Origin of the sequence: Bacillus sp. AFS031507 (assembly GCF_002584635.1) — a bacterium.
Classification (GTDB): domain Bacteria; phylum Bacillota; class Bacilli; order Bacillales; family Cytobacillaceae; genus Neobacillus.
On sequence record NZ_NUOW01000016.1, the window covers coordinates 94046 to 119503 of the forward strand.

20 protein-coding genes are annotated in these 25458 nt (G+C 37.9%); 12 read left to right on the forward strand and 8 right to left on the reverse strand.

What is annotated here, in order from left to right; translation table 11 throughout:
- Positions 1–2: 2 nt before the first annotated feature.
- The 9 genes from COE25_RS17285 (at position 3) to COE25_RS17325 (ending at position 12378) form a co-directional block, all read left to right on the forward strand.
- On the forward strand, positions 3–1430 hold the full coding sequence (locus COE25_RS17285; protein WP_098933467.1) for a YlbE family protein: 1428 nt from the start codon (positions 3–5) through the stop codon (positions 1428–1430).
- Positions 1431–1522: 92 nt separating this feature from the next.
- On the forward strand, positions 1523–2686 hold the full coding sequence (locus COE25_RS17290) for an ankyrin repeat domain-containing protein (RefSeq protein WP_257208867.1): 1164 nt from the start codon (positions 1523–1525) through the stop codon (positions 2684–2686).
- A 25-nt stretch (positions 2687–2711) separates the two neighbouring features.
- Positions 2712–3662 carry a carbamate kinase gene (arcC, locus tag COE25_RS17295; RefSeq protein WP_098933468.1) on the forward strand — a complete coding sequence of 317 codons (951 nt, stop codon included), beginning with the start codon at positions 2712–2714 and terminating at the stop codon, positions 3660–3662.
- A 36-nt stretch (positions 3663–3698) separates the two neighbouring features.
- Positions 3699–5150 carry a cytosine permease gene (locus COE25_RS17300; RefSeq protein WP_098933469.1) on the forward strand — a complete coding sequence of 484 codons (1452 nt, stop codon included), beginning with the start codon at positions 3699–3701 and terminating at the stop codon, positions 5148–5150.
- 81 nt (positions 5151–5231) lie between these two features.
- On the forward strand, positions 5232–5684 hold the full coding sequence (locus COE25_RS17305) for a nucleoside deaminase (RefSeq protein WP_098933470.1): 453 nt from the start codon (positions 5232–5234) through the stop codon (positions 5682–5684).
- A 388-nt stretch (positions 5685–6072) separates the two neighbouring features.
- On the forward strand, positions 6073–7629 hold the full coding sequence (locus COE25_RS31640) for a SulP family inorganic anion transporter (RefSeq protein ID WP_098933471.1): 1557 nt from the start codon (positions 6073–6075) through the stop codon (positions 7627–7629).
- A 285-nt stretch (positions 7630–7914) separates the two neighbouring features.
- Positions 7915–9384 carry an amidohydrolase family protein gene (locus tag COE25_RS17315; RefSeq protein ID WP_098933472.1) on the forward strand — a complete coding sequence of 490 codons (1470 nt, stop codon included), beginning with the start codon at positions 7915–7917 and terminating at the stop codon, positions 9382–9384.
- A 126-nt stretch (positions 9385–9510) separates the two neighbouring features.
- The gene (locus COE25_RS17320) at positions 9511–11076 is read left to right on the forward strand and encodes a glutathione ABC transporter substrate-binding protein (protein WP_098933473.1); all 1566 of its coding nucleotides are present in this window, start codon (positions 9511–9513) and stop codon (positions 11074–11076) included.
- A 78-nt stretch (positions 11077–11154) separates the two neighbouring features.
- The gene (locus tag COE25_RS17325; RefSeq protein ID WP_098933474.1) at positions 11155–12378 is read left to right on the forward strand and encodes an amidohydrolase; all 1224 of its coding nucleotides are present in this window, start codon (positions 11155–11157) and stop codon (positions 12376–12378) included.
- 28 nt (positions 12379–12406) lie between these two features.
- Here COE25_RS17325 and ncs1 read toward each other — a convergent pair whose 3' ends face one another.
- From ncs1 to COE25_RS17365, 8 genes are all read right to left on the reverse strand, one after another.
- Complete coding sequence (ncs1, locus tag COE25_RS17330; RefSeq protein WP_218964327.1) at positions 12407–13879, reverse strand: NCS1 family nucleobase:cation symporter; 1473 nt, start codon at positions 13877–13879, stop codon at positions 12407–12409.
- Positions 13880–13902: 23 nt separating this feature from the next.
- Entirely contained in the window at positions 13903–15210 is a 1308-nt protein-coding gene (locus COE25_RS17335; protein WP_098933475.1) for an SLC5/6 family protein, read from the reverse strand.
- Positions 15207–15899, reverse strand: coding sequence for a response regulator transcription factor (locus tag COE25_RS17340; RefSeq protein WP_098933476.1), 693 nt, complete (start codon positions 15897–15899; stop codon positions 15207–15209). Before COE25_RS17340 ends, COE25_RS17335 begins: the two co-directional genes overlap by 4 nt.
- 13 nt (positions 15900–15912) lie before the next feature.
- A complete protein-coding gene (locus COE25_RS17345) occupies positions 15913–16653 on the reverse strand; it encodes a sensor histidine kinase (protein WP_098933477.1) in 741 nt (246 codons plus the stop codon).
- Between the two features lie 97 nt (positions 16654–16750).
- The gene (locus tag COE25_RS17350; protein ID WP_088085327.1) at positions 16751–17746 is read right to left on the reverse strand and encodes an ABC transporter ATP-binding protein; all 996 of its coding nucleotides are present in this window, start codon (positions 17744–17746) and stop codon (positions 16751–16753) included.
- Positions 17746–18768 carry an ABC transporter ATP-binding protein gene (locus COE25_RS17355; RefSeq protein WP_180247528.1) on the reverse strand — a complete coding sequence of 341 codons (1023 nt, stop codon included), beginning with the start codon at positions 18766–18768 and terminating at the stop codon, positions 17746–17748. Before COE25_RS17355 ends, COE25_RS17350 begins: the two co-directional genes overlap by 1 nt.
- Before the next feature lie 13 nt (positions 18769–18781).
- Positions 18782–19702, reverse strand: a complete 921-nt coding sequence (nikB, locus tag COE25_RS17360; protein ID WP_088085328.1) for a nickel ABC transporter permease — start codon at positions 19700–19702, stop codon at positions 18782–18784.
- Between the two features lie 19 nt (positions 19703–19721).
- Positions 19722–20624, reverse strand: coding sequence for an ABC transporter permease (locus COE25_RS17365; protein ID WP_088085329.1), 903 nt, complete (start codon positions 20622–20624; stop codon positions 19722–19724).
- Between the two features lie 294 nt (positions 20625–20918).
- Here COE25_RS17365 and COE25_RS17370 point away from each other — a divergent pair, with 294 nt between their 5' ends.
- The 3 genes from COE25_RS17370 (at position 20919) to COE25_RS17380 (ending at position 25072) form a co-directional block, all read left to right on the forward strand.
- The gene (locus COE25_RS17370) at positions 20919–22496 is read left to right on the forward strand and encodes a glutathione ABC transporter substrate-binding protein (protein WP_098933536.1); all 1578 of its coding nucleotides are present in this window, start codon (positions 20919–20921) and stop codon (positions 22494–22496) included.
- Between the two features lie 95 nt (positions 22497–22591).
- Positions 22592–23830: an amidohydrolase family protein gene (locus COE25_RS17375; protein ID WP_098933478.1), complete on the forward strand. Its 1239-nt coding sequence runs from the start codon at positions 22592–22594 to the stop codon at positions 23828–23830.
- A gap of 21 nt (positions 23831–23851) precedes the next feature.
- Positions 23852–25072 carry an amidohydrolase gene (locus tag COE25_RS17380; RefSeq protein WP_098933479.1) on the forward strand — a complete coding sequence of 407 codons (1221 nt, stop codon included), beginning with the start codon at positions 23852–23854 and terminating at the stop codon, positions 25070–25072.
- The last annotated feature ends 386 nt before the right edge of the window (positions 25073–25458 follow it).

The following is a 25458-nucleotide window of genomic DNA, read 5'->3' on the forward strand; positions in this document are numbered from 1 at the left end:
CAATGAGTAAAATAAATGAGCTTTTTAATCAAAAACTTAATGTTATTAATGTGGGAATCGAGTCCTTTAAGGGTGATTTAGTAAAGCAAAATACAGAAGTAACTCATCTAGAGTGGACTCCGCCAGGCAGAGGGAACACAGAACTTATTGCAGCACTAGACATGCTTGAGGATCCAACAATTCTTGAAAAGATTGAAGTGGCAAATAAGGTAGCTGTCGAAAGAATTATTAAATCACAACCAGTATTAATTGGTTTTGAAAAAGCAATTGATTGTGTACCAGGTATGACGAAAACAACGATTCTTCATGCAGGACCTCCAATAACTTGGGATAAAATGAATGGTCCGATGAGGGGGGCTGTGACTGGGGCAATCTTATTTGAAGGCCTTGCAAGGGATTTAGAAGAAGCTGCTGAGCTTGCTGCATCTGGCGAAATTACCTTCTCCCCGTGTCATGAGCACAACTGTGTCGGCTCTATGGCTGGTGTAACATCTGCTTCGATGTACATGCACATTGTAGAGAATAAGACCTATGGCAATATTGCCTACACAAACTTAAGTGAGCAGCTGTCAAAAATCCTTCGAATGGGTGCTAATGACCAAAGTGTTATTGACCGTTTAGTTTGGATGCGTGATGTTTTCGGTCCAATCCTAAGTACAGCGATGAAGTTAAATCCGAATGGAATTGACTTGCGTTTAATGCTGGCACAAGCCCTTCATATGGGTGATGAGTGTCATAACCGTAACGTTGCCGGAACAACGCTTTTAATCCAAGCGTTAACACCTTTTATTATTCAAACAGATTTTACACTTGAACAAAAGCGGGAAGTTTTTGAGTTTGTTGCAAGCAGTGATTATTTCTCTGGTCCAACTTGGATGGCCCTTGCAAAATGTGCTCTTGACGCAGCACATGGCATTGAAAATAGTACGATTGTGACAACTATGGCACGTAATGGTACTGAATTTGGTATCCGTGTAAGTGGAATTCCAGGAAATACATGGTTTACAGGTCCGGCGCAAAAAGTAATTGGTCCAATGTTTGCCGGGTATAAACCTGAAGATTCTGGATTGGATATTGGGGATAGCGCAATCACAGAAACATATGGAATTGGTGGATTTGCAATGGCTACAGCTCCTGCAATTGTTGCCCTTGTAGGCGGAACAATAGATGATGCAATAGGCTACTCTAAAAAGATGAAAGAAATTACAACAGCAGAAAATCCAAACGTAACGATTCCATTGCTAAATTTCATGGGTATTCCGACTGGAATCGATGTTCGGAAGGTTGTTCAAACTGGAATCCTGCCAATCATTAATACGGCAATAGCCCATAAGGAAGCTGGAATTGGAATGATTGGAGCAGGAATCACTAATCCTCCAGTTGAAGCTTTTGAAAAGGCACTGCTTACTTTAAGTCAAAACATTCAATAATTAATTCTGGTCCTAATTTGTTTAGGACCAGAACTGATACTTTAGTATTTTAATAACTTCCTGTTTAAATACAGCTAAAGGAGAGAATGAACTTGGAAAGTAATACCATGGACAGAGAACTTATTCATGCAAGTGAGCAGGGGGATTATGTTTCTGTAGAAAAGCTCTTACATGAAGGAGCCAGCATTGATTATAAGGATGCGGCCGGCCGGACAGCCTTAATGGCGGCTGTACAAAAAAACCAAATTGTTGTAGTGAAATTGTTACTAGAGGCTGGAAGCGAAGTCAATACGAGAGATATTACCCAATTAACTCCATTTATATGTTCTGGTGCGAACGGATTTCATGAAATTTTAAGTATGATGCTTAAGTTTGGTGCAGACCTAAACAGTGTTAATCGATTTGGGGGTACGGCATTGTTACCTTCTAGTGAAAAAGGCTATTTAAAGACGGTCCAAGTCTGCTTAGATGCTGGGGTTCCGGTAAATCATGTGAACAATTTAGGCTGGTCCGCCCTTCTAGAGTCTGTGATATTAGGTAATGGCGGCAGGCTTTATTCTGATATTATTCAAGAGCTCGTGGAAGCAGGAGCAGATGTAAATCTTCCAGATAGGGACGGGAAGTCAGCGCTGGAGCATGCTCAAGAAATGGGGCACCAAAAGATTGTAAACATCTTGAATAAAGAATATATCGTAAAAAGTGAATCTATCAAAAAGGCAAAAAAACTTGCCAGAGTTGATAAGTATGAAGAGGCCATCTCAGAAATAGAAAAAGGTCTAGAAGATGATAATCATAACCTTGATTTGATTTACTACAAAGGCTATTTCTTACAAGAACAAAAGAGATACGAGGAAGCGCTAGAGGAATACTACAAAGCATTATCACAAGACCCTATGGATCTAGACTTCTATTTCTATACAGCCAACTGTTTAAGAGCAATGAGGAAACCAGATGAGGCTCTATCAGAATACGATAAAGCCTGTGAATTAAACCCTGTTGAGACTTTTTATCGTTATCATAAATCAAATTACTTAAGAGAACTAGGCAGACACGAAGAAGCAGTTATTGAAATGGATAAATTGCTGGCACTAAAGCCAAATCGCTACGATTTTTCATTTCATAAGGCAAATAGCCTTAGGTCGCTTGGTAAACATCAAGAAGCAATTGAAGCAATAGAGAATGCGATTGCAAATGATCCAGCTAACCCGTTATATCATTTGCATAAGGACCAATCTCTTGAATTGCTAAAGAAATAAGCAAATTAAACCAAGGGGAAAAATGATGAAAAAATTAGTGATTGTTGCAATTGGAGGAAACTCATTAGTCCGAGAAAATGGTCTTGACTCTGTCAATGACCAATATGAAGCAGTATGTGAAACCGCAGTTAATATTGCAGATATGGTAGCAGAAGGTTTCAATGTTGTAGTCACACACGGCAATGGACCACAGGTAGGCTTTGGCCTAAGAAGATCGGAAATTGCCAACGAAGTAGCCGGTATGCCGGTGATACCGCTGGTCAATTGTGGAGCAGATACGCAAGGTGGGATTGGCTATCAAATTCAACAGGCCTTAACCAATGAATTTGCCAGAAGGGGTATTAACAAAAAGGTCGCTACGGTTATTACACAGGTAGAAGTGAGTATTGATGACCCCAATTTCAAAAATCCGACAAAACCTGTAGGGGCATTTTTTACACTAAAGCAGGCTGAAGAAATGAAAAAAGAACATCCAGACTGGAGTTTCATAGAAGATTCAGGCCGCGGCTATCGAAGAGTGGTCCCTTCACCAAAACCAATTAACATTGTTGAAAAAGATGCGATTAAAACATTAATCGAAGCTGGGTTTGTGGTCATCGCTGTTGGAGGCGGCGGGATACCTGTAGTAAGGAACAATAACAATGCGTTTGAGGGAATTGACGCTGTCATTGATAAGGATTTTGCAACGAGTCTACTCGCAGAACAGGTTCAAGCGGAAACATTGATCATTACCACGGGTGTTTCAAGAGTTTGTATTAACTTTGGCAAGCCAAATCAAAAGGCACTTGAAAAGATTACGGTTGAAGAAACCAAACAATATGTACTTGAAAACCACTTTCCTCCAGGAAGCATGCTTCCTAAAATTGAGGCTAGCTTAAGCTTTTTAGAAAAAAATGGTTCGAGGGTCATTATCACAAACCCAGAAAGCTTAAAAGAAGCAATCAATGAAGGCGCAGGAACTCATATTGTAAAGTAATGAACAAATTTTATAGCTAAGCAAGGAGATGTAAATATGGAAGAAGCTAAAATTGAAGAAGCCTATGATAAATATAAATCATATGGTTATTCAGATGATTTACTTCCAAAGAAGCCTAGCCAAAGAGATTGGGGCATATCAAACTATACGACACTATGGATGGGCGCCGTCCATAATATCATGTCTTATATGACAGTAGCAGGATTCTTTATTCTAGGATTAAATACAAAGCAAGTACTATTAGCCGTCATGCTTTCAGCAGTTATTGTATCAACATTTTATGTTTTAAACGGTTATTCAGCATCAAAGTATGGCCTCCCATTTGCTATGCTGCTTCGAGATACCTTCGGAGTAAAAGGAGCCATCATCCCTGCGTTATGTCGTGGTCTAATAGCAGGTTTGGTATTCTTTGGTACTACCACTGTCGTTGGGGCGGAATCTTTGAATGTTATTTTTGCGAGATTCATTCCGAATTATATGTCCTTAGGTGGAGATTTTAATATTTTTGGCTTAACTGTTCCTACGATGATTTCCTATGCCATTCTTTGGACGATTACCGTTCTATTGTTCCTAGGTGGAATGAATGTATTAGGTAAATTTGGAAACTGGTCTTCGCCGGTTGTTTACGTATTTATCATTGGTGCAGCAGTTTGGGCAATCAACATGGCGGGTGGTTTTGGACCAATCTTATCGTATGTACCGAAAGATCCGTCCTCTAGCCCACTTGTTTTTATAGCCTGCGTAAGTGCGTTAGTATCTAACTGGGCCGGTCCAGTGGTTAACATGGCTGATTTTACTCATCGAGCTAAATCGCCAAGAGACGTTATTATTGGGTTACCACTAGGATTTATTTTCTCGTATATTCTCTTTGCCATCACTTGTGTTGCGTTAATTGCTGGTACTGAAATTGCGTTTGGTGAGCCTATTTTCAATATCGTTCATGCGCTTGATAAAATTGAAAATACATTTTCTGTAGTAGTATTAATATTAGCCCTAAACGTTGGCGCAACGGCGTTTGTTGTGTTTGCAAACCTATTGCCTTCAGGATTACAAATGACATCTCTATTTCCAAAAAGATTTACTGTAAAGTCAGCAGGTATCTTGACAGCGATTGTTGGAACCTTAATTTTACCATGGAAGCTTGTATCTAGCACAACAACATTGTTCTTCTTCTATAGCTTTATTGGATCCATCTTTGGACCAATTGCAGGGATTATGCTTTCCAGCTTCTATATTCATCGTAAGAGAAAGCTAAACCTTGATAATATTTATGTACCACAAGGCAGTTATGGAGAGTATAAGAACGGCTATAATCCAATTGCAATGGGTGTTTTAGCAGTGAGCTTTATTCTTCCAATGTCAGGTGCATTTCTTAAGAATGTACCACTTTTAGCTAAAATGAATGATTTTGCATTCTTTAGTGGTTTGATTGTATCGTTTATTCTATACACTATTTTTGGAAAGTATAGTAAACCGAATAACCAATAGTTTTTTTGTAGAAGCATAGTCAAAATTTTTAAGGATATTTATTAAAATTTATGTTCAATAAATAATAGGAGGAATTTGATTATGGATTATATGAAAATGGCTGCAGAGGCAACAATTAAAGGAATGAACAATAAAGTTGGAGGTCCATTTGGCGCAACAATTGTCCGTGGTGATGAAGTGATTGCTGCAGTAAGTAACACGATGATGAGAGATACAGATCCATCTGCACATGCAGAAATGGTTGCTATTCGAGAAGCTTGTAAGAAACTTGGAACCATGGATTTATCTGATTGTGTAATATACGCAACTTGTGAACCATGTCCAATGTGTGTCTCAGCCATCATTTGGACAGGCGTTAAAGAAGTTCATTATTGTAACACAAGAGATGATGCTCATGATTATGGTTTTTCTGATATGCACCTACGCAAATATTTAACAGGAGAAGATACAAGTGTGCTTAACATGATCAAAGTAGAAAAAAGAGAAGATTGTGATCATCTATTTGAGCATTTTCACAAACAAAATGAGAAGTAGGATTTCTGTCCTGCTGGTGAATAAAAGAAAAGCAGTCAACCCTCTTTATGGTTGACTGCTTTTTCTTATTTAGATGACATATTTTGTACAAAATCCATTGTATAACTTGCCTAATTGATATCCTTCCTTTTTGGTTTGAGTGGACAATGACGTAATTAGCATTTCCTAATAAAATTTTCATTGTAAGGGCTTTCGTGATGGTTGGAATTTTTACAGTATGTTTATTATATGTTTCCCCCTACGAAGGGAACTTTCTCTCGTAAGAGGCAAAAGGAGGACCGATACTTTCATACAAGGTATAAGAAAGATTTACATTGGGTTATTCGAATTTTGGATAATCTCTCAGGACCACTACGTACTATTACAAAAAAATAAGAGGTGAAACGAAATGAATCAAAGTCTAAAATTATGGTATAAGGGTGACTGGGCTGCATACTTTGGTTTACTTGCTAACAATTTAACAAATCTTTTAACAATGATATCATTATTACTTTTTGTAGTTGGTTTTCCTGAAGAAATTGTATACGGAAGAATCGTTCCAGGTTTTGGTCTTGGCATCTTCTTAGCAAGCTGTTGTTACTTTGTCTTTGGATATTTTTTAGCTAAAAAGACAGGTAGAAATGACATAACTGCTTTGCCGTCAGGCCCTAGTGCGCCATCCATCTTTACGGTTACTTTTTTAGTAATCCTTCCAGTATTTACGGAAACACAGAATGCGGAATTTGCCTTCTCACTTGCACTTGTTTGGTGCTTATTTGAAGCAATGATCTTAATTATTGGCGCGTTTTTAGGCGATACACTTCGAAGAATTATTCCAAGAACGGTACTTTTATCGTGTTTATCTGGTCTTGGTTTATTATTGCTTGCCATGAACCCAATGTTACAATCTTTTGAAACTCCGTTGGTAGCTTTTGTTGTACTTATTATCATTTTTATTAACTGGTTTGGTAAATCGCCAATATTCGCAAAAATCCCTACCGGTTTTCTTTTATTAGCTGCTGGTACAATTTTGGCCTGGGTCTTTGGATTACAAAGTCCTGAAGCGATTACCGCATCATTGCACGGTTTAGGATTTAATCCTCCTACCTTGCATATTGATAGCTGGATTTCTGGCATTCCACATGCGCTTCCTTATTTAGCATCTGCTGTCCCACTTGGACTAGCAAACTATATTTTTGATTTAGAAAATATTGAAAGTGCTCACGCGGCGGGGGACCCATATAAAACTCGTCAAGTAATGTTAGCAAACGGTATTTCCTCTTCGATTGGAGCTTGTTTTGGTAATCCATATCCAGTAACTGTATATATTGGACATGCAGGCTGGAAGTCAATGGGAGCAGGACTTGGTTACTCTATCGCCACTGGTTTATCAATGTTAATTATTTCTCTCTTTGGATTAGGCTCATTCTTATTAGCTGTCATTCCTGTCGCTGCAATTGTACCAATATTGGTATATGTTGGTATCGTAACAGCAAACCAAGTTGTTCGTGAAACACCTAAACTCGAAGTCCCAGTAATATTTGTTTGTTTGTTCCCATGGATCGGAAACTGGGCATTATCCCTTGCAAATAATGTTTTAACTTCCGCAGGAACTACAGGAGCTAAAGTTACCGCTGAAGCTATGTCTCACCACGGTGTGTATTATAACGGTATGATTCACTTAGGTAACGGTGCTCCAATAAGTAGTTTGTTGTGGGGATGTTTAGCGATATTTTCCATTAAAGATCAACCAATCCGTGCTGCCATTGCAGCTGGAATTGCGGCTCTATTGTCTCTATCTGGAATTATCCATTCAGGGGCAGTCGGATTCGCTCAGCCTGCATTAATGCCGTTCTTCTATTCTTATCTCATGGTAGGAGGATTATTTATCATAAAATATATGATGGATTATAAGGCTAAAGCAAAAGAGGACAAAAACACCACAACTATTGAAGAATCAGCCTAATTTTGTTGATTAGAAATAGCTAAATTTACACGATACCCCAAAAGTTTCGTCTACGTATGCGGTGGACGAAATTTTTTTGTCAGTGAAAATAAATTAAAATGGAGATTGCAAGACGAAGTTTATAAAAAAAATTGTAGCTTACTATCTTTATTTAATCACTAAGAAGTAGAAATATTATAAAAAAGGGTAATGATTTCGAATATATAAAATAGTAATTTTTTTTATAATGATACTTATGGGAGTCTAAATAAGCTTACTTCTGAATAATGAAAGGAGTTAATTGAATTGAAAACCAAATTAAAGGGAAGGTACGTTATTGGTTACGATGGAGAAGACCACGTCTTAATTGAAAACGCGGAAGTTGTTTTTGAAAATGATAAGATAATCTTTGTCGGCAAAAATTACCTTGGCACAGTGAATAAGGTAATCGATATGGGGAACTCCGTCATTAGTCCAGGGTTTATCGATTTAAATGCATTAGGTGATATTGACCATGATATTTTACATTTAGAGGCAAGGACAAACAGACAGAATAACCTGCTTTGGTCTGAACAATATATAAAAAACGGACATCATGAAGTAATGACAGCTAAAGAAGAAAATTTCAAATCCCTTTATGCCTACTCACAACTGATTCTCCATGGTGTTACTACTGCGATGCCAATTACTTCGGTACTTTATAAAGAATGGGCAGAAACGTATGAGGAGCTTGCTGCTGCAGCAAACCATGCTGGAAGTTTGGGATTAAGAATCTATCTTGGGCCAAGCTACCAATCTGGAATCAGGGTGGTAAAACCTGATGGTACTATCCAGCTGTACTGGGATGAAGAAGCAGGAAAAGCTGGATTAAATGATGCTGTAAGATTTGTAGAAGAATTTGACGGAGCTTATGATGGAATAGTTAGGGGGATGCTGGCACCCGAACGAATTGAGTGTCAAACGTCAGAAAGTTTGACACAAACAAAATACTATAGTGATAAATTAGGAGTGCCAATTAAGCTTCATGCAGCACAAGGATCCTATGAATATCATACCATTGTTGAAAAGCACGGTGTAACTCCTATTCGCTATTTATATGACCTTGGTTTTTTAGGGTCAAAAACAGGAATTCCGCATGCTCACTTTATTGCTGGATATAGTGAAGCACATTCAGGTAAAGGTGATGATATAGTACTTCTGAAAGAAACAAATACAACGGTTATTCATTGTCCTTTAATCATTGGCAGGCATGCTTCGGCATTAGAATCATTTGCTAAATATAAACGGGCAGGTATTAATTTAGCGCTAGGAACAGATACCTATCCTCCAGATATATTTCAAAACATTCGAACAGGCAGCATGTTTTCCCGATTCATTGAAAAAGAAGTAGAGGGTTCAACATACGCCGATTTCTTCCGGGCGGCCACACTTGGGGCAGCTACGTTCCTAGGGAGAAATGACCTCGGCCGTTTAGCTGTTGGAGCGAAAGCAGATATTATTGCAATTGACTTAAGTGGATATCATCTGGGAGTTCTCGACGATCCAATCCGAACTATGATTGTGAGCGGAACAGGAAGAGACGTGAAACTATCCATTATTAATGGAAGGGTTGTAATGAAGGATCAAAAAATACCTAATTTTGATTTAGAAGAAATGAAAACCAAGGGACAACAATATTTTAACAAAATGAGAAAAGGATATTTAGAAAGAGATTATCAGCAATTGACAGAAAGAGAATTATTTCCTCCGTCCTTCAAAATAGTGGATTCTATCTGAAATCAACAAAAGTAGTAAAGATATTGAAAAATAAAGTAAAAATTTTCGAAATAAAATTATCTGAATATTTTTTATAATTAGACAAACGGTTATAAAGATAATAAAAATATTCAGGAGGTAGATTCCATGGTAAAAAATTGGGGGTTAGGTAGATTTTTTCTGATAATGTTGATGGTGTTTGTCATTACCGGCTGTTCGACAAGTAAAGATGTCAGCACAAAAAGCAATGGTAAAAGCACAGAATCTAAGGACGGGGGTACATTAGTCATTGCTCGATTGTCAGACGCTGAAAACTTAGACCAACAGTTTATGTCAACAATCAATGCAGCAAGTGTTACCCATCGCAAAATCTATGAGGGTTTAGTTGGCCGTGATAATAATGCTGAAATCCAGCCATTGCTGGCGGAAAAATGGGAACAACTAGATGATACGACATGGGAGTTTAAATTACGAAAAGGTGTTAAATTTCATGATGGGTCAGCTTTTAATGCCAATGCTGTAAAAGCTACCTTTGATCGACTTTTAGATCCAAAGGTGGCATCTCCTAGAGCTATTGTTTTTAAAATGGTAAAAGAAGTAAAGGTAATTGATGACTACACCATTCATTTTATTTTAACAGAGCCGTTTGCTCCATTACTCTCTATTTTGGCTAGTCATGAAGGCGGGATTATTAGTCCAAAAACGATCGAGAAATACGGGAAAAGCATTATTAAAGAACCAAATGGGACAGGTCCATTTGTTTTCAAATCATGGACACCTGGACAAGAAATTGTATTAACAAACAACAATAGTTATTGGGGAGATAAGGCGAAGGTCGATAAAGTCGTATTTAAGGTTGTACCTGAGGAAACAACTAGAATCTCCATGCTAGAAACAGGTGAAGCTCAAATAGCTGAACCCCTTTCTGTACCAATGATGGATACCGTAAAGGCTTCCCAAGCAATCGATGTTTACCATAGTGAAGGATATGGAACAGAGTATATTGGCTTTAATGTTCAAAAGAAACCATTTAATGATGAAAAGGTTCGAAAGGCCATCGCTCATGCGGTTGAAATGGATTCCATTATGAAAGGTGTCTATAATAATGTGGGAAAAAGGGCTAATTCCTTATTAGGCTCAAAGGTTTTCGGTTACCATCCTAATATGGAATCGTATAAATATAACCTAAATGAGGCAAAGAGATTACTGGCTGAAGCAGGTTATCCAAATGGTTTTGAAGTTACACTTAAAACGATGGATAGCAAAGAAAGAGTGAACATGGCTGAAGTACTGCAATCACAGTTAAAAGGTATTGGTGTCAAAATAAAAATACAGGTGTTGGAGTACGGTACGTTTGTTGACCAAGTAAATAAGGGTGACTCTGAGATGTTTATCCTTAGCTGGAGAAATGCTACCGGTGATGCTGATTATAATCAGTATAACCTTTTCCATACAAGCTCGCAGGGTGGAGCGGGGAATACCTTCTTTTACAGTAATAAAGAGGTCGATAGTTTAATAGAAGATGCACGCAGTGAAAAAGACCAAGAAAAACGAAAAGAACTATATGCGCAGTCACAAGAAATAGAAATGAAAGAGGCAGTTTATATTCCTGTTCGAGTTATTGAAAATTTAGCGGCTGTTGGAAAAGACGTAAAAGGTTTTTCTATTAGTCCATCAGGCTATTTAGAAATAAATGATGTGTCAATCCAATAAGATACAGCTTACAAGAGGGATATCCATTTTGGGTAACCTCTTTTATCGTGGTAGTTAACAATGAAAGGATGAATAGAAATGAATAACAAGTATTGGTTAAAGAATGCACATATCGAAACAGGGTACAATGAAGAAAATGGAAGAGTTGTAGGAACTATGACTGAGATGTGTCATTTATTAATAGAGGATGGGAAAATTTCAAAAATAATAAAACCTTCTGAGCCATTTGAATTTGGGTTACCTGTAATAGATGCAAAAGGAATGCTTTTGCTTCCTTCTTTCATCGAAAAGCATGTTCACCTCGATAAAACCTATATGGGTGATAAATGGCGGGCTTGTATCCCTGCTTCAGGCGTAATTGAACGCTGTGATATTGAAAAGAATATCCTAGCTTCTATCTCATCTAGCACACAAAAACGTGCTGAAGCCTTGCTTGAAGTATTACTATCATACGGATCCACCCATGTCAGAACGCATGTTGATATATATCCTGAGGTGAAATTGCAGAATTTAGAAGGTGTTCAGCACGCTCTAGAATCTTATTCCAATAAAATAAGCTCTGAAATTGTTGCGTTTGCCCAGCATGGCTTGCTCCGTCCAGGAACAGTAGAGCTTGTAAGGGAAGCCTTGAGAAATGGAGCAGGGATTGTCGGAGCTGTCGATCCAGCAACGGTCGACAATAATATTGAAGCATCATTGGTACAGTTAATGGATTTAGCAGTTGAAGGTGATGCCGATATTGATTTGCATTTACATGATCCTGGTCACTTAGGTACTTTTACAATGAAACGTCTTGCCTATTTAACGAAGCAAGCAGGCTGGGAAGGAAGAGTAGCAATCAGTCATGCCTTTGGGCTTGGAGATGTATCAAGGGAAGAGGCCATAGAAATGGCAGAGTTATTAAGGGAGGCAAGTATTTCGATTGTTACGAGCCTCCCAATTGGTAGAAACATACCTCCAGTAAGCTTGCTATCAGAATGTGGTGTTAATGTGGCCGTAGGAAACGATAATATTTTTGATTCGTGGTGGCCGACTGGAAATGGAGACGTTCTTGAAAGGGTTGGCCGACTAATTGAACGGTGTCGATGGACAGATGAAGTTTCTCTCTCTCAAGCATTAAAATATATTACTGGTGGTTTGACACCTTTAGACAAAGATGGCAGAAAGCAATGGCCAAAAGAAGGGGATGCAGCCAATATGATTTTAGTAGATGCAAGTTGTTCTGCCGAAGTAGTTGCCAGACGTTCAAACCGTAAGGCAGTCTTTTATCAAGGTAACTTGGTTTCAGGTTCCATTAGCTAGATATTAATAGAAAAGGGGGATGAAAATATCATCCCCCTTTTGATATACTTGCCAAATCCTTATCTGTTCTACCGATGTGTAACAGTTTGCTCAAATAAATAAATAGTAAATACAGGACGACTGAAACGATTATCCCAGTAAACCACGAAATATTATAAATCGGCTCAAGGATATCAATAAATCTACCAATCATGCTAATACACCCAGCGAAAAGAGTGGTAAGCAGCGCAGGCCAGTTTACTCCGTTTGAGAAACGGCTCTTACTATTTGGAAAATATAATTCTTGTAAATTGATTTCTCTTTTCTTGATAATAAAATAATCCGCAAGCATCACACCAATTACAGGGCTTAACATTCCACCAATCATATTTAAAAAAGTAAAAATGCTTGTAGGGCTCTCCATCAGCTTCCAGGGCATAATCAGTAATCCAATAATGGTACCAATGAAGGCACCAGATTTAATGTTTAATCTTTTCGGGGATAAGGAGGCCAGTTGATACCCTGCAGGGATAATGTTACCTACAATGTTTACAGATAATGTCGTTAAACAAATGGTAAGTAGAGAAAGGATAATGGCAAATTTGCTATCAAATCGATTAATCACTTCAAGTACATTCCAGATTGGAACTCCGAAAGCAATTTCAGACCCAACGATGATGGTAATACTTGCAACAGCAAATAATAAATAGGTAATTAGAAGTCCAACAATTTGTCCGCATGATTGGCCTTTATTGGTGCGAGAATACCTTGTAACATCAGAAACGCTTAGTATTTGTGCCACCCATGTTGCTAATATCGCTGAAATACAGCTTAGGATAATCAAAATACTATTTCCTTCTACACCTTTCTCGCTAAAGTTTAAGATTGGGATGATTCCACCAGCTAAATTAATGGCCCAAATGGACATTCCGCCAAAAACGACAAATACCAAGGGAGAGAGTAGCTTAGTTAACTTTCCTAAGGCATCTACCCCTGCAAAAATAAAAAAGACATTAATCATCCAAAAGAGGAGAAGGGATATAAGGTTGGCTAAAGATAATCCTAAAAAACTCCAATCTGCTCCTAACGTTGGATAGGGCTCCCAAAATTCTGCAATTAAAATAGTTACGGCAAGGCTTCCAGCATACGTTTGCAGACCGAACCACATAATGGCTGCGATTATCCCCCTTAATACCCCTGGAATAATTGCTCCTTTGCGACCAAAACTGGTACGGAGCAGGATTGAGAAAGGGATTCCATATTTCCCCCCTGCATGACCATTCAATGCCATCATTCCGGCGAGTATTATCGATGAAATCATAATGATAAAAAATACCTGCCATATGGATAATCCTAACGCAAAGAAACCGCCAATGGTAACATAGGATGGCACATTATGAACCGAACCTATCCAAATGGAGAAGTAATGGCTAAACTTCCATGTTCTAGCTTCCAGTTTTGTTGGTAATAAATCTGTGTTATCCGAGAATGAATCATCAAGGATGACTTGCTTTTCTCCCAATGTTGCTTCCCTCCAATCTTCTATTAATGCGTTATCCTAGTGGATACTGTTTGGAAAATAAAAACCAATAGACAAACAACACCAGAAATTATGAAGCTTATCCAGATGATCGTTAAGTTATTATTCATAGGAATAAATATAAAGCCCCCTAAGGCGCCAATCAAAGAGGAAAAGGGGATGATTGCTGGAATCGATTTGTTACTTAGAATAATAAATAACATCGGTACAATGATGGCAGCGTAAATATTCCCAGAGAAAAACAATAATTGCAGCGGAGTAGGTTTAAAAATACTCACGATTATTAGTAAACATATACAAATGCTTCCTGAAAAAATATAAGTGAATTTCCATCTTTCATGGTCAGATAAAGGACGAAATAATTCAATAATATTTTTTACAACTAAGGTAGTCGTCGCATGTAGTTCTGCACTAATTGCTGACGAAATCGCACTAAAGCAAAATAAAACAAATAAAACAATTAGCATGGTTGATTGTATTTTATCAACAAGTTCAAACAGTAACGAATAAATATCTTTATAGCTTCTGCCAAACATAATAATCATTAGCAGGGAGGTTAGAGCTAATGGGATTGTGGCCCATATTACTCCTGCTAGAGTAAAGGTCATTTGAACTTTTTCCTTTTTGATGATAAATAATCTCTGCCATGTTGCTCGATCAATTATGACCTGTCCAAAGCCAATCAAAATCGCTGTGAAAATAAACCAAATCGAATCTGTATTTTTATAGAATAAAATATAAGGATGAAAAAGTTTAATTCCTTCATAAACAGGGTGGACACCTTCCTGAATATAAAAATAGACAGGAATGACTAAAACAGCGCCGAAGATCAATGAGACATTAACACCTGATAACTGGTGCAGCCGCTGCATTCCACCAACACCGCCTACAAAAAAACAAAAGCCTATAAACAATAGCATTCCTATAAAAACAGGCATAGGGAACAGGATATGAATGAGGATTCCCGCTCCCATTGCTTGGATAAATAAGGAATGCAGGCTGGTAATGAGAAGAATTGTAATGACATACCAGTAGCCGCTTGGTGATAATTTTTTTCTCAGTACATCTCCAATCGTTTGCTCATCGGGAAATTTTTCTCTAATGACTTTGGCTAAAAATCCAAACAATATGAGCGCTAAAGCCCCCATTAAAGAATAGCCAATTCCACCAGTTAATCCGTATTTAATTAATGTTTCTGGAGAAGAGAGGATCGTATTGCCAGTTATCCACCTCGCTAATAGACTAACAACCCCAAAGCTTACCCCCAATTTTATCGCACCGCTTATATATAATTGATAAGAACTTCTATTCAACGGTATGTCTCCTTTAATCGATAGTCACTCGGTGATTGTCCAGTCAATTTCCGAAAGATTTGACTAAAGTAATGCTGGCTATTGAATCCACATCTTTCTGAAATCGTGCTAATGCTTAAATCAGGATTATTAATTAACATTTTTTGAGCTTCCTTTAAACGATAATCATTTAAATATTCAGAGAAGCCCATCCCTACTTCTTCGTGAAATTTTCTGCTTAAATATGCAGGGTTTATGTGAATCTTTGAAGCTAAATAATTTAATGTTAATTTTTCACTATATTCCTGATGTATAATTTGTAAGGCGTTTACGATTTGCTCCGTATATCGTCCTAATCGCTCATACCTGCTTAATACGTTCAAAAGCTCTTCTTCAATGACAGGCTTCGTAATATAATCAACAACCCCAATTCTTATCGAGATTTGAGCATATTCAAAATTCTGAAAAGCAGTAACCATGATAATATCCATTGAATAAGAGTGTGTGAGTTCCATCGCTAATTCCAAACCTGATTTACCTGGGAGTTGGATATCAAGAAATGCTAGAAAGATTTCATGTTGTTTGATGATTTGAATGGCTTGTGAAGCATCTAGAGCCTTAAAAAACTTCCAGTTTGGAAACTTTTTTTGAATTAAATATTCGAGCAGTTCTAATTCAAGTGGTTCATCATCTACTAAAAGAATATTCATTTGGATGCACCTCCTATCCTAGTACAAATGGGAAAACAGCTAAAACACTGGTACCATCTTCTGAAGGTATTAAGCTTACTGAAGTCCGATCCCCTTGAAAGAGAAGATCAAGCCTTTTTGCAATATTATCTAAACCAAGTCCATCTTTATGAGATTGGACCACCTGCCCTTCTAAGGCATTGTTCCAGACAGTTACATAAACTTCCTTCTCGTTCTTTTCAATGATTATTTTTAAAAAAGCCTCACCAATATGTCTGTCAAATGAATGCTTAAAGGCGTTCTCGACAAGAGTTTGAATTAAAAAAGGGATGATAACAGCCTGTCCTACTGTTGAATCCATGGATATTTCGTAATGAAGTCTGTCTCGGAACCTTATTTTTTGTATTTCCAAATAATAATTTATATAGGATAATTCCTCATTAATTGTTATTAAAGGTGTATTTGTCTTATATTTAAACTTAAGCAATCTTGAAAGGGTTTCAATCGAGTGAATTAATTCTGTTTTTCTCTCTAATCTTGCAAGGCTTAAAATGGAATTTAATGTATTAAAGAGGAAATGTGGTTGGATTTCCTGATTTAATTGATTATAAAGGGCTGTTTGCAGTTCTTTCTCGAGAGCAATTTCCCGTGTTTGCTTTTCTAAAAGATCAATTCGTTTTTCAAATATAAATAAAAACAGCAAAGTAAATGCACCTAGTAAAGGGGCTAAGACACATAGCATAATGTAGATGGAGAAAGCTTCAATATTAAGCATTAAACGAGATTCTCCTTTAGATGTAGAAAAAGGGAGTCTATAAATACTCCCTTTATTAATATGATATTTTATAAAGTTTTTTATTTCTAATATAACTTTATTGCGAAAGTTGCTCTGCAAAATGGCAGCTGACAAAATGATTCTCAGCTAATTCTCTTAAGGCAGGTTCCTCTAATTTACACTTCTCCGTCGCAAACGGACAGCGTGTATGGAAACGGCATCCGCTGGGAGGGTCAATAGGGGAAGGGACATCTCCTTTTAAAATGACACGTTCCCTTTTTAGGACTGGATTAGGTACCGGAATTGATGATAACAATGCCTTTGTATATGGATGAAGCGGTGAATCGAATAGCTCCTTTTTGTCAGCAATCTCAACGATCTTTCCTAAATACATAACCATTACCCGGTCAGAGATATGCCTTACTACACTCAAATCGTGTGAGATGAATAAAAAGGTAAGCTGAAACTGATTTTGTAGTTTTTTTAATAGATTTAGGATTTGGGCTTGGATGGAAACATCCAAAGCAGATACTGCTTCGTCACAAATAATTAATTTAGGATCGACTGCAAGTGCACGGGCAATCCCAATTCGCTGACGCTGCCCTCCACTAAATTCATGGGGATAGCGATCAAGTGCTTCTTGGGGTAGTCCGACATACCCCAGTAATTCTAACATTCTTTCCATCCTTTTCGGTTTTTCAACGACATTTTGAATGGCCATTGCTTCATTTAGAATATGCTTTACCGTTTGACGGGGGTTAAGTGAGGCAAAAGGATCTTGGAAAATTACTTGCAAGTCTCCTCTAAGCTTTCTCATCTCTTTATTATTAAGGCTTAAAATGTCTTTACCAGAGTAGTATACATTCCCGTCTGTTGGTTCATCGAGCCGTAAAATCGCTCGTCCTGTAGTTGATTTACCGCAGCCAGATTCCCCAACAATACTTAGTGTTTCTCCTTCGTATAGGTGAAAAGAAATGTCGTCAACTGCTTTTACAAATGCCTTAGGTTTAAAAATGGATTCTGATTTAACAGGGAAATATTGTTTCAAATGGTCCACTTTTAATAATACTTTTTTCTCTGTAGCAGTCACCATTATTTAACAGCCCCCTCTTTTTCCACAGGTCTCGTCCATTCGTCCGTGTACATCCAACAACGTACTTTAACACCATCATTTTGTTCAATTAAATCAGGCTTCTGCAAGTGACACAAAGGTTTCTGATAGGGGCACCTTGAAGCAAAACGGCAGCCTGTCGGCAAATTATACGGACTTGGTACACTCCCTTCGATCGTTTGCAATTCTTCTTGGTCCTCATGGATCTTCGGTAAAGAATTTAACAATCCTTGTGTATAGGGGTGCCTTGGATTTGTAAAAATCTTTTCAGTTGGCGCATGTTCAATTATATTGCCAGCATACATAACTGCAACTTTATCACATGTTTCAGAAACAACTCCTAAATCATGTGTAATCATAATAACGCCCATACCTATCTTTTTTTGTAAATCTTTAATCAGCTCTAATATTTGTGCTTGAATGGTTACATCTAAGGCTGTTGTTGGTTCATCGGCAATTAACACTTCTGGAGTACAGGCAAGTGCCATCGCAATCATTACACGCTGGCGCATACCGCCACTTAATTGGAATGGTTCTTGTTTTGCCCTTTTTTCAGGAGATGGTATTCCCACAAGCTTAAGCATTTCAACGGCCTTAATCCACGCTTCCTTTTTTCTCATACCTTGATGCAATCTTAATGCTTCAGCAATTTGTTCTCCGACAGGAATTACCGGATTTAATGATGTCATCGGTTCTTGGAAAATCATCGAGATTTCGTTTCCTCGGATTTTCCTCATTTCATCCTCTGAGAGTGTTACTAAATCTTTCCCTTTATAAAGCACCTGCCCGCCGGCAATTTTCCCTGGAGGGGAGGGGATTAGTCGTAATATGGAAAGAGATGTCATACTTTTTCCACAGCCTGATTCTCCGACAATACCTAAAGTCTCTCCCTTTCGAAGGGTAAAATCAATACCGTCGACGGCTTTACTTACACCATGTTTTGTAAAGAAATGTGTTTTTAATCCTTTTACTTCTAAAATTGGATTGTTTTTTTCTCTCACCATTATTCACCACCCGTTAATTTAGTTCAATTCGTTTATTAAAGAACCGATAGAATACGTCCACAAATAAGTTCACGATAACAAAGATTAGCGAGGCAGCTAAAACTCCCCCTTGAACCACTGGTAAATCCCGCATTCGGATAGCATCAACTATCATTCTGCCAAGTCCGTTAATCGCAAAGATGGATTCAACTAATACAGTTCCGCCAAGCAGAGCACCAAACTGTAAACCAACAACCGTTATTACTGGAATTAAGGCATTCCGTAATGCGTGCTTATAAATAATGACATGTTCACGCAGTCCTTTTGCTCGCGCTGTACGGATATAATCTTGCCTGATGACTTCAAGCATACTGGAACGAGTCATCCGGGCAACAATTGCTGCACCTCCTGCTCCTAATGTTAGAGCAGGAAGGATGACGTGAAGGATACTATCCCATCCTGCAACCGGAAGAATTTGCAGTTTTACGGAGAAGAAATACATCATCATTAAACCAAACCAAAAGCTCGGTAAGGAAATTCCAAGTAAGGCAACTAACATAACACTTGTGTCTGTAAGTGAATAAGGTTTAACCGCTGAAATAATTCCCGCTGCCATACCTAAAACGATTGTGATAATGATACTAAAAAATGCTAACTCCATTGTGATCGGTAGTCTAACCATTATTTCATCAAGTACTGGCTGGCTATTCTTAAGTGAATTACCAAAGTCTCCTTGAAAAACATTCAAAAGGTAGTCAAAATATTGAACCAGTAATGGCCGGTTTAACCCCAATTGCTCGCGAAGGGCATTAACTGTTTCTTTTGATGCTCCTTCACCTGCAAGCAAAACAGCAGGATCACCGGGAACTAGTTGCATGATAAAAAATACGACAAAAGTTACCCCAATTACTACTGGGATCGTTTGTATTAAACGGCGTAAAATAAACATCAACATCTGCTAACCTCCTTAAATTTTACTTTTTCATTCTTGGATCAAAAGCATCGCGTAATCCATCACCAAAGATATTAAAACCTAAAACGAGGATAGAAATCGCTAAACCTGGAAAAATCGCAATGTATGGCGCAGAGAATAAGAAATCCCTTCCATTACTTAGCATCGTTCCCCATTCCGGAGAAGGAGGCTGTGCGCCAAGACCAAGAAACGATAAGCCAGCAGCTGATAAAATCGCCGTCGCAAGACGTAATGTCCCTTGGACAATAATTGGAGAAAGAATATTCGGTAAAATATGTTTGAAAATAATTGTAAAATCATTTGCGCCAAGCGACCGAATGGCGTCGATATACTCGAGACGTTTCACTTCCAATGTAGAACCGCGGACAATTCGTGCAAATAAAGGAACTGAAAATGCTCCAACCGCAATCGTAACATTAATCAGACCTGGTCCTAGAGCACTTATGATGGCTAATGCTAGTAAGATTCCAGGAAAGGCGAGCATGACGTCCATCAATCGCATAATGAACGAGTCAACCCATTTTCCATAATAGCCAGCAACTAGTCCAAAAATGATTCCGAAGAATGAGCCAAAGGCTACAGCAGCAAAACCGACACCCATCGAAAGTCTCGAGCCATACAGAATGCGACTTAATATATCTCTCCCTTTATCATCGGTTCCCATCCAGTGATCACTCGATGGAGGCAGTAATTTATCTTCTAATATAATTTCATATGGATTGTATGGGGCTAAGAGCGGTGCAAATAATCCGATAAAAATGTAAAAGAGGATAATAATTGCACCGACCATCGCTGCTTTATTAACCATTAAAATAGAAAGGAAGTCTTTTAATTTAGATTGTTTCGGTAGATTAATTGTTTGTGTGATTACAATTGGTTTTTCAGTGTTTACTTCAACTGACATGTAAAACCCTCCTTATTTTAATTTTTTTGAAAGATAAGGTGTAATTTATCGTTGCTGTGGACCCCCTTCTAAACCTTCAGACTTTTTATTGGGTTAAGTACAAATTATCAAAATTAGGTGAAAAGTAAATATTTTTTAAATAATATGTCAATATAGTTAAAATTTAAGTAAATATTCTGTAAATATTATTTTCGATTGTCTTTTATAATGCAGATATGTACTAGCGGAGGGATGGTGGATACACGAATGAAAGGTCAGAATTTACAAAATAACAAAATAAGGGAGCATAAAAAAATGGAGAAAAAAGGACGCAGTATTAATAGGGGACTACTATTTGTTCTAATCGGCTTAATGATGATTTTTGCTCAAGCTTGTTCTACAAAATCAACTTCTTCAACTGATACGGCAAGCAAAAAGGAAGCATCCAAACAAGGCGGTACATTAACAGTTGTAAGACTTTCAGATGCTACAAAACTTGATCCGCATTTTATAACAGATATTCCTTCTGCGAATATCATTTATCAAAAAGTTTATCAAACACTAATTGCACCAGATAAAGACTTCAAAATTCAACCACTGTTAGCGAAAGAATGGAAAGTCGTAAATGACACAACTTGGGAATTTAAATTACAAGAGGGCGTTAAATTCCATGATGGAGCACCATTCAATGCTGAAGCTGTTAAAACAACATTTGATCGTATGTTAGATCCGAAAACAGAATCACCGCAACGCGAGAAGTTCTCAATGATTAAGGAAGTAAAAGTTGTGGATGATTATACAGTTCAATTTTTACTTGAATATCCTTATGCTCCACTGCTATCTATTTTGGCCAGCCAAGAAGGTAGTATTATTAGTCCCAAAGCACTTACAGAAAACCCGGATACATTATCACAGCACCCAGTTGGTACAGGTCCATTTGTGTTTGAATCATGGAAGACTGGACAAGAAATTTCATTAAAGAGAAATGAAAACTATTGGGGGAAGAAACCTAATATTGATAGAGTAGTATTCAAAGTCGTTCCTGAAGATGCAACCCGCCTAGCTATGATTGAAACAGGTGAGGCGCATATTAATGACCAAGTGCCTGTAACCGAGATTGAGCGCATTGAAGCTTCTGACAAAATGGGACTCTATCGTACAGAAGGACTAGCTGTTGAATATCTTGGATTTAACACAAAGAAAAAACCGTTTGATGATGTAAGAGTTCGTAAGGCAATTAGCCACGGCATTGAAAGAGAAGCAATTATTAAAGGCGTTTATAATAACGTTGGTACCCTTGCCAATGTAGCAATGAGCCCTAAGGTGCTTGGATACAGTGATAAGGTTAAAGCATATGACTATGATTTGAACGAAGCAAAGAAATTGTTAAAGGAAGCTGGCTATGAAAAAGGATTAAATGTCACCTTATTAACAAGTGATCGAAAAGAACGTATTAACATGGCTGAAGTGATGCAATCGCAATTAAAAGGGATTGGAGTAAATGTGAAAATCCAGGTAATGGAATATGGTGCTTATATCGACATGATTGAAAAAGGTGAGCACGATATGGCTATTGGTGGATGGGGAAATGCAACCGGCGACGGAGATTACAACCAGTATAACTTATTCCATTCAGCATCACAGGGAGCTGCAGGGAACCATTTCTACTATAGTAATCCAGGTGTAGACAAAATGATTGAATCAGCACGAAAAGAAACAGATGAGCAAAAACGATTAAAGCTATATGAAGATGTAATGCAGAAAGAGATTGACGATGCGGTTTATGTTCCAATCCGAAATTATGAACATTTGGCTGCCTATAGTAAAAATGTAAGTGGTTTTTGGTTAAATGCTGCCAACTATCTAATGATTGATGATGTAGTAATTAAATAAGTGATTTTATGAAGAAATGAATAGTGTTCAAGGAGGAAGAGTACTTTTGTGAAAAAAGTACTTTTCCTAGTTCTATAACTTAGGAGGGAATAGGAATGACAATTTTTTGGTTAACGAATGTCTGCTTAGAAAAAGGTTTCATTTATGAAAATGATCGAATTGTCGCAACCAAGACAGAAATTTGCCACTTGAAAATTGAAGGCGGTAAAATTACTGAAATTACAAATGAAATTCCTAATACAAAGGTTAAGCAGCATGATGCTTATTGTCAGCTATTGCTGCCATCCTTAAGGGATATGCATATTCATATCGATAAAACCTATTATGGTGGACCATGGAAAGCATGTACGCCCATCACAAAAGGCATTTTTACCAGATTAGAAGAAGAAAAAGAACTGCTGCCAAAGCTCCTGCCGACAGCCCAAGAGCGTGCAGAGAAAATGATTGAACTATTTATTAAAAACGGCCATACCCATATTCGCACCCATTGTAATGTTGACCCAGTGATTGGACTTAAAAATCTTGAGGTAACCGTCAATGCATTGAAAAAATATGAGGATGTTCTTACCTATGAGATTGTTGCCTTTCCACAGCACGGTTTATTAAAAAGTGACTCAGTTCAGCTCATTCGTGATGCGATGAAGAATGGCGCGACATTAGTTGGAGGCGTCGACCCTGCGACTGTGGATCGGAACATTGAAAAATCTTTAAGCACTATTTTTGATATTGCTGTTGAAAACAATAAGGGCGTAGATATTCATTTACATGATCCGAATACATTAGGAGCATTTACATTTGAACGCATGGCTTATTATACGAAGGAATCTGGACTTAAAGGTAGAGCCACGATTAGCCATGGGATTGCATTAGGTGACCTGGATGGTGAGGAACTTAATGAAATCACTGCTATTCTAAAAGAACAAGAGATGGATGTTACCACCACTGTTCCTATAAATCGGGCGACAATTCCGATACCAACTCTTGATAAATTAGGGATTCAAGTATCTGTTGGACATGACAGTATTACAGACCACTGGTCTCCATTTGGAACTGGAAACTCGATCCAAAAGCTAGGGGTTCTTGCTGAAAGATTCCGCATGAGTGACGAATATTCATTATCAGCTGCCCTAAAATACGGCACTGGCGGTGTAACACCACTGAATGAAAAAGGTGAGCGTGTCTGGCCAAAGGTTGGCGATGATGCAACGATGATGCTAGTAAAGGCAACTTGTTCAGCAGAAGCAGTCGCAAGAAGAGCACCGGTAGAAGCTTTGTTTTTTAAAGGAAAAAAGGTTGAAAGTAAACTAGAAGACACAGACCTAGTGCGTGTTTAAACTTATAAAGGAGGAGAAAGAATGACTACCTCATATTGGTTGACAAATGTTCGGTTAGAGACAGGCTATGTACAAGATGAAAAAGGAGTCTATGAAACAAAGACAGAGCTTTTCCATTTGAAAATTCAGGGTGGGAAAATTGCTGAAAAGCAAAAGCTGCGTTATAACATTCCATCGGGCGAGTATACTATGGATGGAAAATGTTTTTTGGCGTTACCTACCTTTAAAGAAATGCACAACCATTTGGATAAAACCTATCTTTCACTTGATTGGAAGGCTCCTATACCTGCAAAAAATTTGAAGGACCGATTACGTATGGAGGCAATGGAACTTGAGGAATTGGCGCCAACAACAAAACAGCGTGCTAGTACCATGATTGACTTACTGCTTTCACAAGGATCCACACACATCCGCACCCATGTAAATATTGACCCTTATATTGGTCTGAAAAATTTAGAAGGCGTAAAAGCAGCGTTGGAGGATTACACTGATAAGCTAACCTACGAGATTGTTGCTTTCCCGCAGCATGGATTATTAACTGAAAATGTCATTCCACTTATGAAAGAGGCAATGAGATCAGGTGCCCAATTAGTTGGTGGGTTAGACCCAGCTGGAATTGACCACAATATCGAAAAATCACTCTATGAAGTGATGAATCTAGCAACTGAGTTTGATGCAGATGTAGATATCCATTTACATGATAGCGGCCATGTTGGTTTTTATACGGTAGATAAATTGACAGAAATGGTAGAAGCAGCGAAATGGCACAATCGCGTGGCCGTAAGCCATGCATTCAGTCTAGGAGAAGTACCAGTTCCACAACAGGAAGAAATCGCCGATAAATTGAGCAAGTTAGGAATTTCGGTTATGTCTACGATTCCAATTACAAAAACTCTGCCTCCAATTGATTTATTAGATCGAAGGGGAGTAAACGTGTATTTAGGGTGTGATGGTTTCTATGACTCTTGGGGGCCATATGGAACAGGGGATGTTTTAGAAAAGGTAACCCGATATAGTGAGCTGTACCGGAAAAGCGACGAACGTGCATTAGCTCAGACAATAAAGTATGCTACTGGAGGACCTACCCCATTAACGAAAGACGGTGAAGTAGCCTGGCCTCTGGTAGGCGATGAAGCAAATCTTGTTCTTGTAAATGCATCATGTTCTGCTGAAGCTGTTGCAAGAACACCAGAGCGCGAAGCAGTTATTTTTAAAGGAAAAGTTGTATTTGGACAACTGTAAACATTGTTTTTAAGAACTTAATAGTTTAGGAAGAGAAGTCTTTCACATTTGGATTATCCGTAACTCAAAAAACATCTATAAAATTAACAGTGCAATTCGCAAATGAATTAGCACTGTTTTTTACAGATATAAAGATTTAATTTATATTGATGAACTAAATGGGTTACTAAAATCGCTTACTGATTCACTTCCGTTATATCCTCAGCTTATGGAAAAAAGTAGTTCCTTTCTCCATAAGCGGGATACAATTATCTTTATATCTTCAATCTTCTTCTATCTAGATTGTGAGTCTTTCATGATTCTAGACCAAAAACGAATTTCATTTAATGATCAGTCAACAAACAATCCAGATGTAATACCCGTATCAGGGTGTAATAAGGCTTCAT

Excerpts from the sequence above, each read along its gene's own strand:
- COE25_RS17285 (WP_098933467.1), top strand. The coding sequence starts at position 3 with ATGAGTAAAATAAATGAGCTTTTTAATCAAAAACTTAATGTTATTAAT.
- arcC (WP_098933468.1), top strand. The coding sequence starts at position 2,712 with ATGAAAAAATTAGTGATTGTTGCAATTGGAGGAAACTCATTAGTCCGA.
- COE25_RS17300 (WP_098933469.1), top strand. The coding sequence starts at position 3,699 with ATGGAAGAAGCTAAAATTGAAGAAGCCTATGATAAATATAAATCATAT.
- COE25_RS17305 (WP_098933470.1), top strand. The coding sequence starts at position 5,232 with ATGGATTATATGAAAATGGCTGCAGAGGCAACAATTAAAGGAATGAAC.
- COE25_RS31640 (WP_098933471.1), top strand. The coding sequence starts at position 6,073 with ATGAATCAAAGTCTAAAATTATGGTATAAGGGTGACTGGGCTGCATAC.
- COE25_RS17320 (WP_098933473.1), top strand. The coding sequence starts at position 9,511 with ATGGTAAAAAATTGGGGGTTAGGTAGATTTTTTCTGATAATGTTGATG.
- COE25_RS17325 (WP_098933474.1), top strand. The coding sequence starts at position 11,155 with ATGAATAACAAGTATTGGTTAAAGAATGCACATATCGAAACAGGGTAC.
- COE25_RS17340 (WP_098933476.1), bottom strand. The coding sequence starts at position 15,899 with ATGAATATTCTTTTAGTAGATGATGAACCACTTGAATTAGAACTGCTC.
- COE25_RS17345 (WP_098933477.1), bottom strand. The coding sequence starts at position 16,653 with ATGCTTAATATTGAAGCTTTCTCCATCTACATTATGCTATGTGTCTTA.
- COE25_RS17350 (WP_088085327.1), bottom strand. The coding sequence starts at position 17,746 with ATGGTGACTGCTACAGAGAAAAAAGTATTATTAAAAGTGGACCATTTG.
- COE25_RS17355 (WP_180247528.1), bottom strand. The coding sequence starts at position 18,768 with ATGGTGAGAGAAAAAAACAATCCAATTTTAGAAGTAAAAGGATTAAAA.
- nikB (WP_088085328.1), bottom strand. The coding sequence starts at position 19,702 with ATGTTGATGTTTATTTTACGCCGTTTAATACAAACGATCCCAGTAGTA.
- COE25_RS17365 (WP_088085329.1), bottom strand. The coding sequence starts at position 20,624 with ATGTCAGTTGAAGTAAACACTGAAAAACCAATTGTAATCACACAAACA.
- COE25_RS17370 (WP_098933536.1), top strand. The coding sequence starts at position 20,919 with ATGGAGAAAAAAGGACGCAGTATTAATAGGGGACTACTATTTGTTCTA.
- COE25_RS17375 (WP_098933478.1), top strand. The coding sequence starts at position 22,592 with ATGACAATTTTTTGGTTAACGAATGTCTGCTTAGAAAAAGGTTTCATT.
- COE25_RS17380 (WP_098933479.1), top strand. The coding sequence starts at position 23,852 with ATGACTACCTCATATTGGTTGACAAATGTTCGGTTAGAGACAGGCTAT.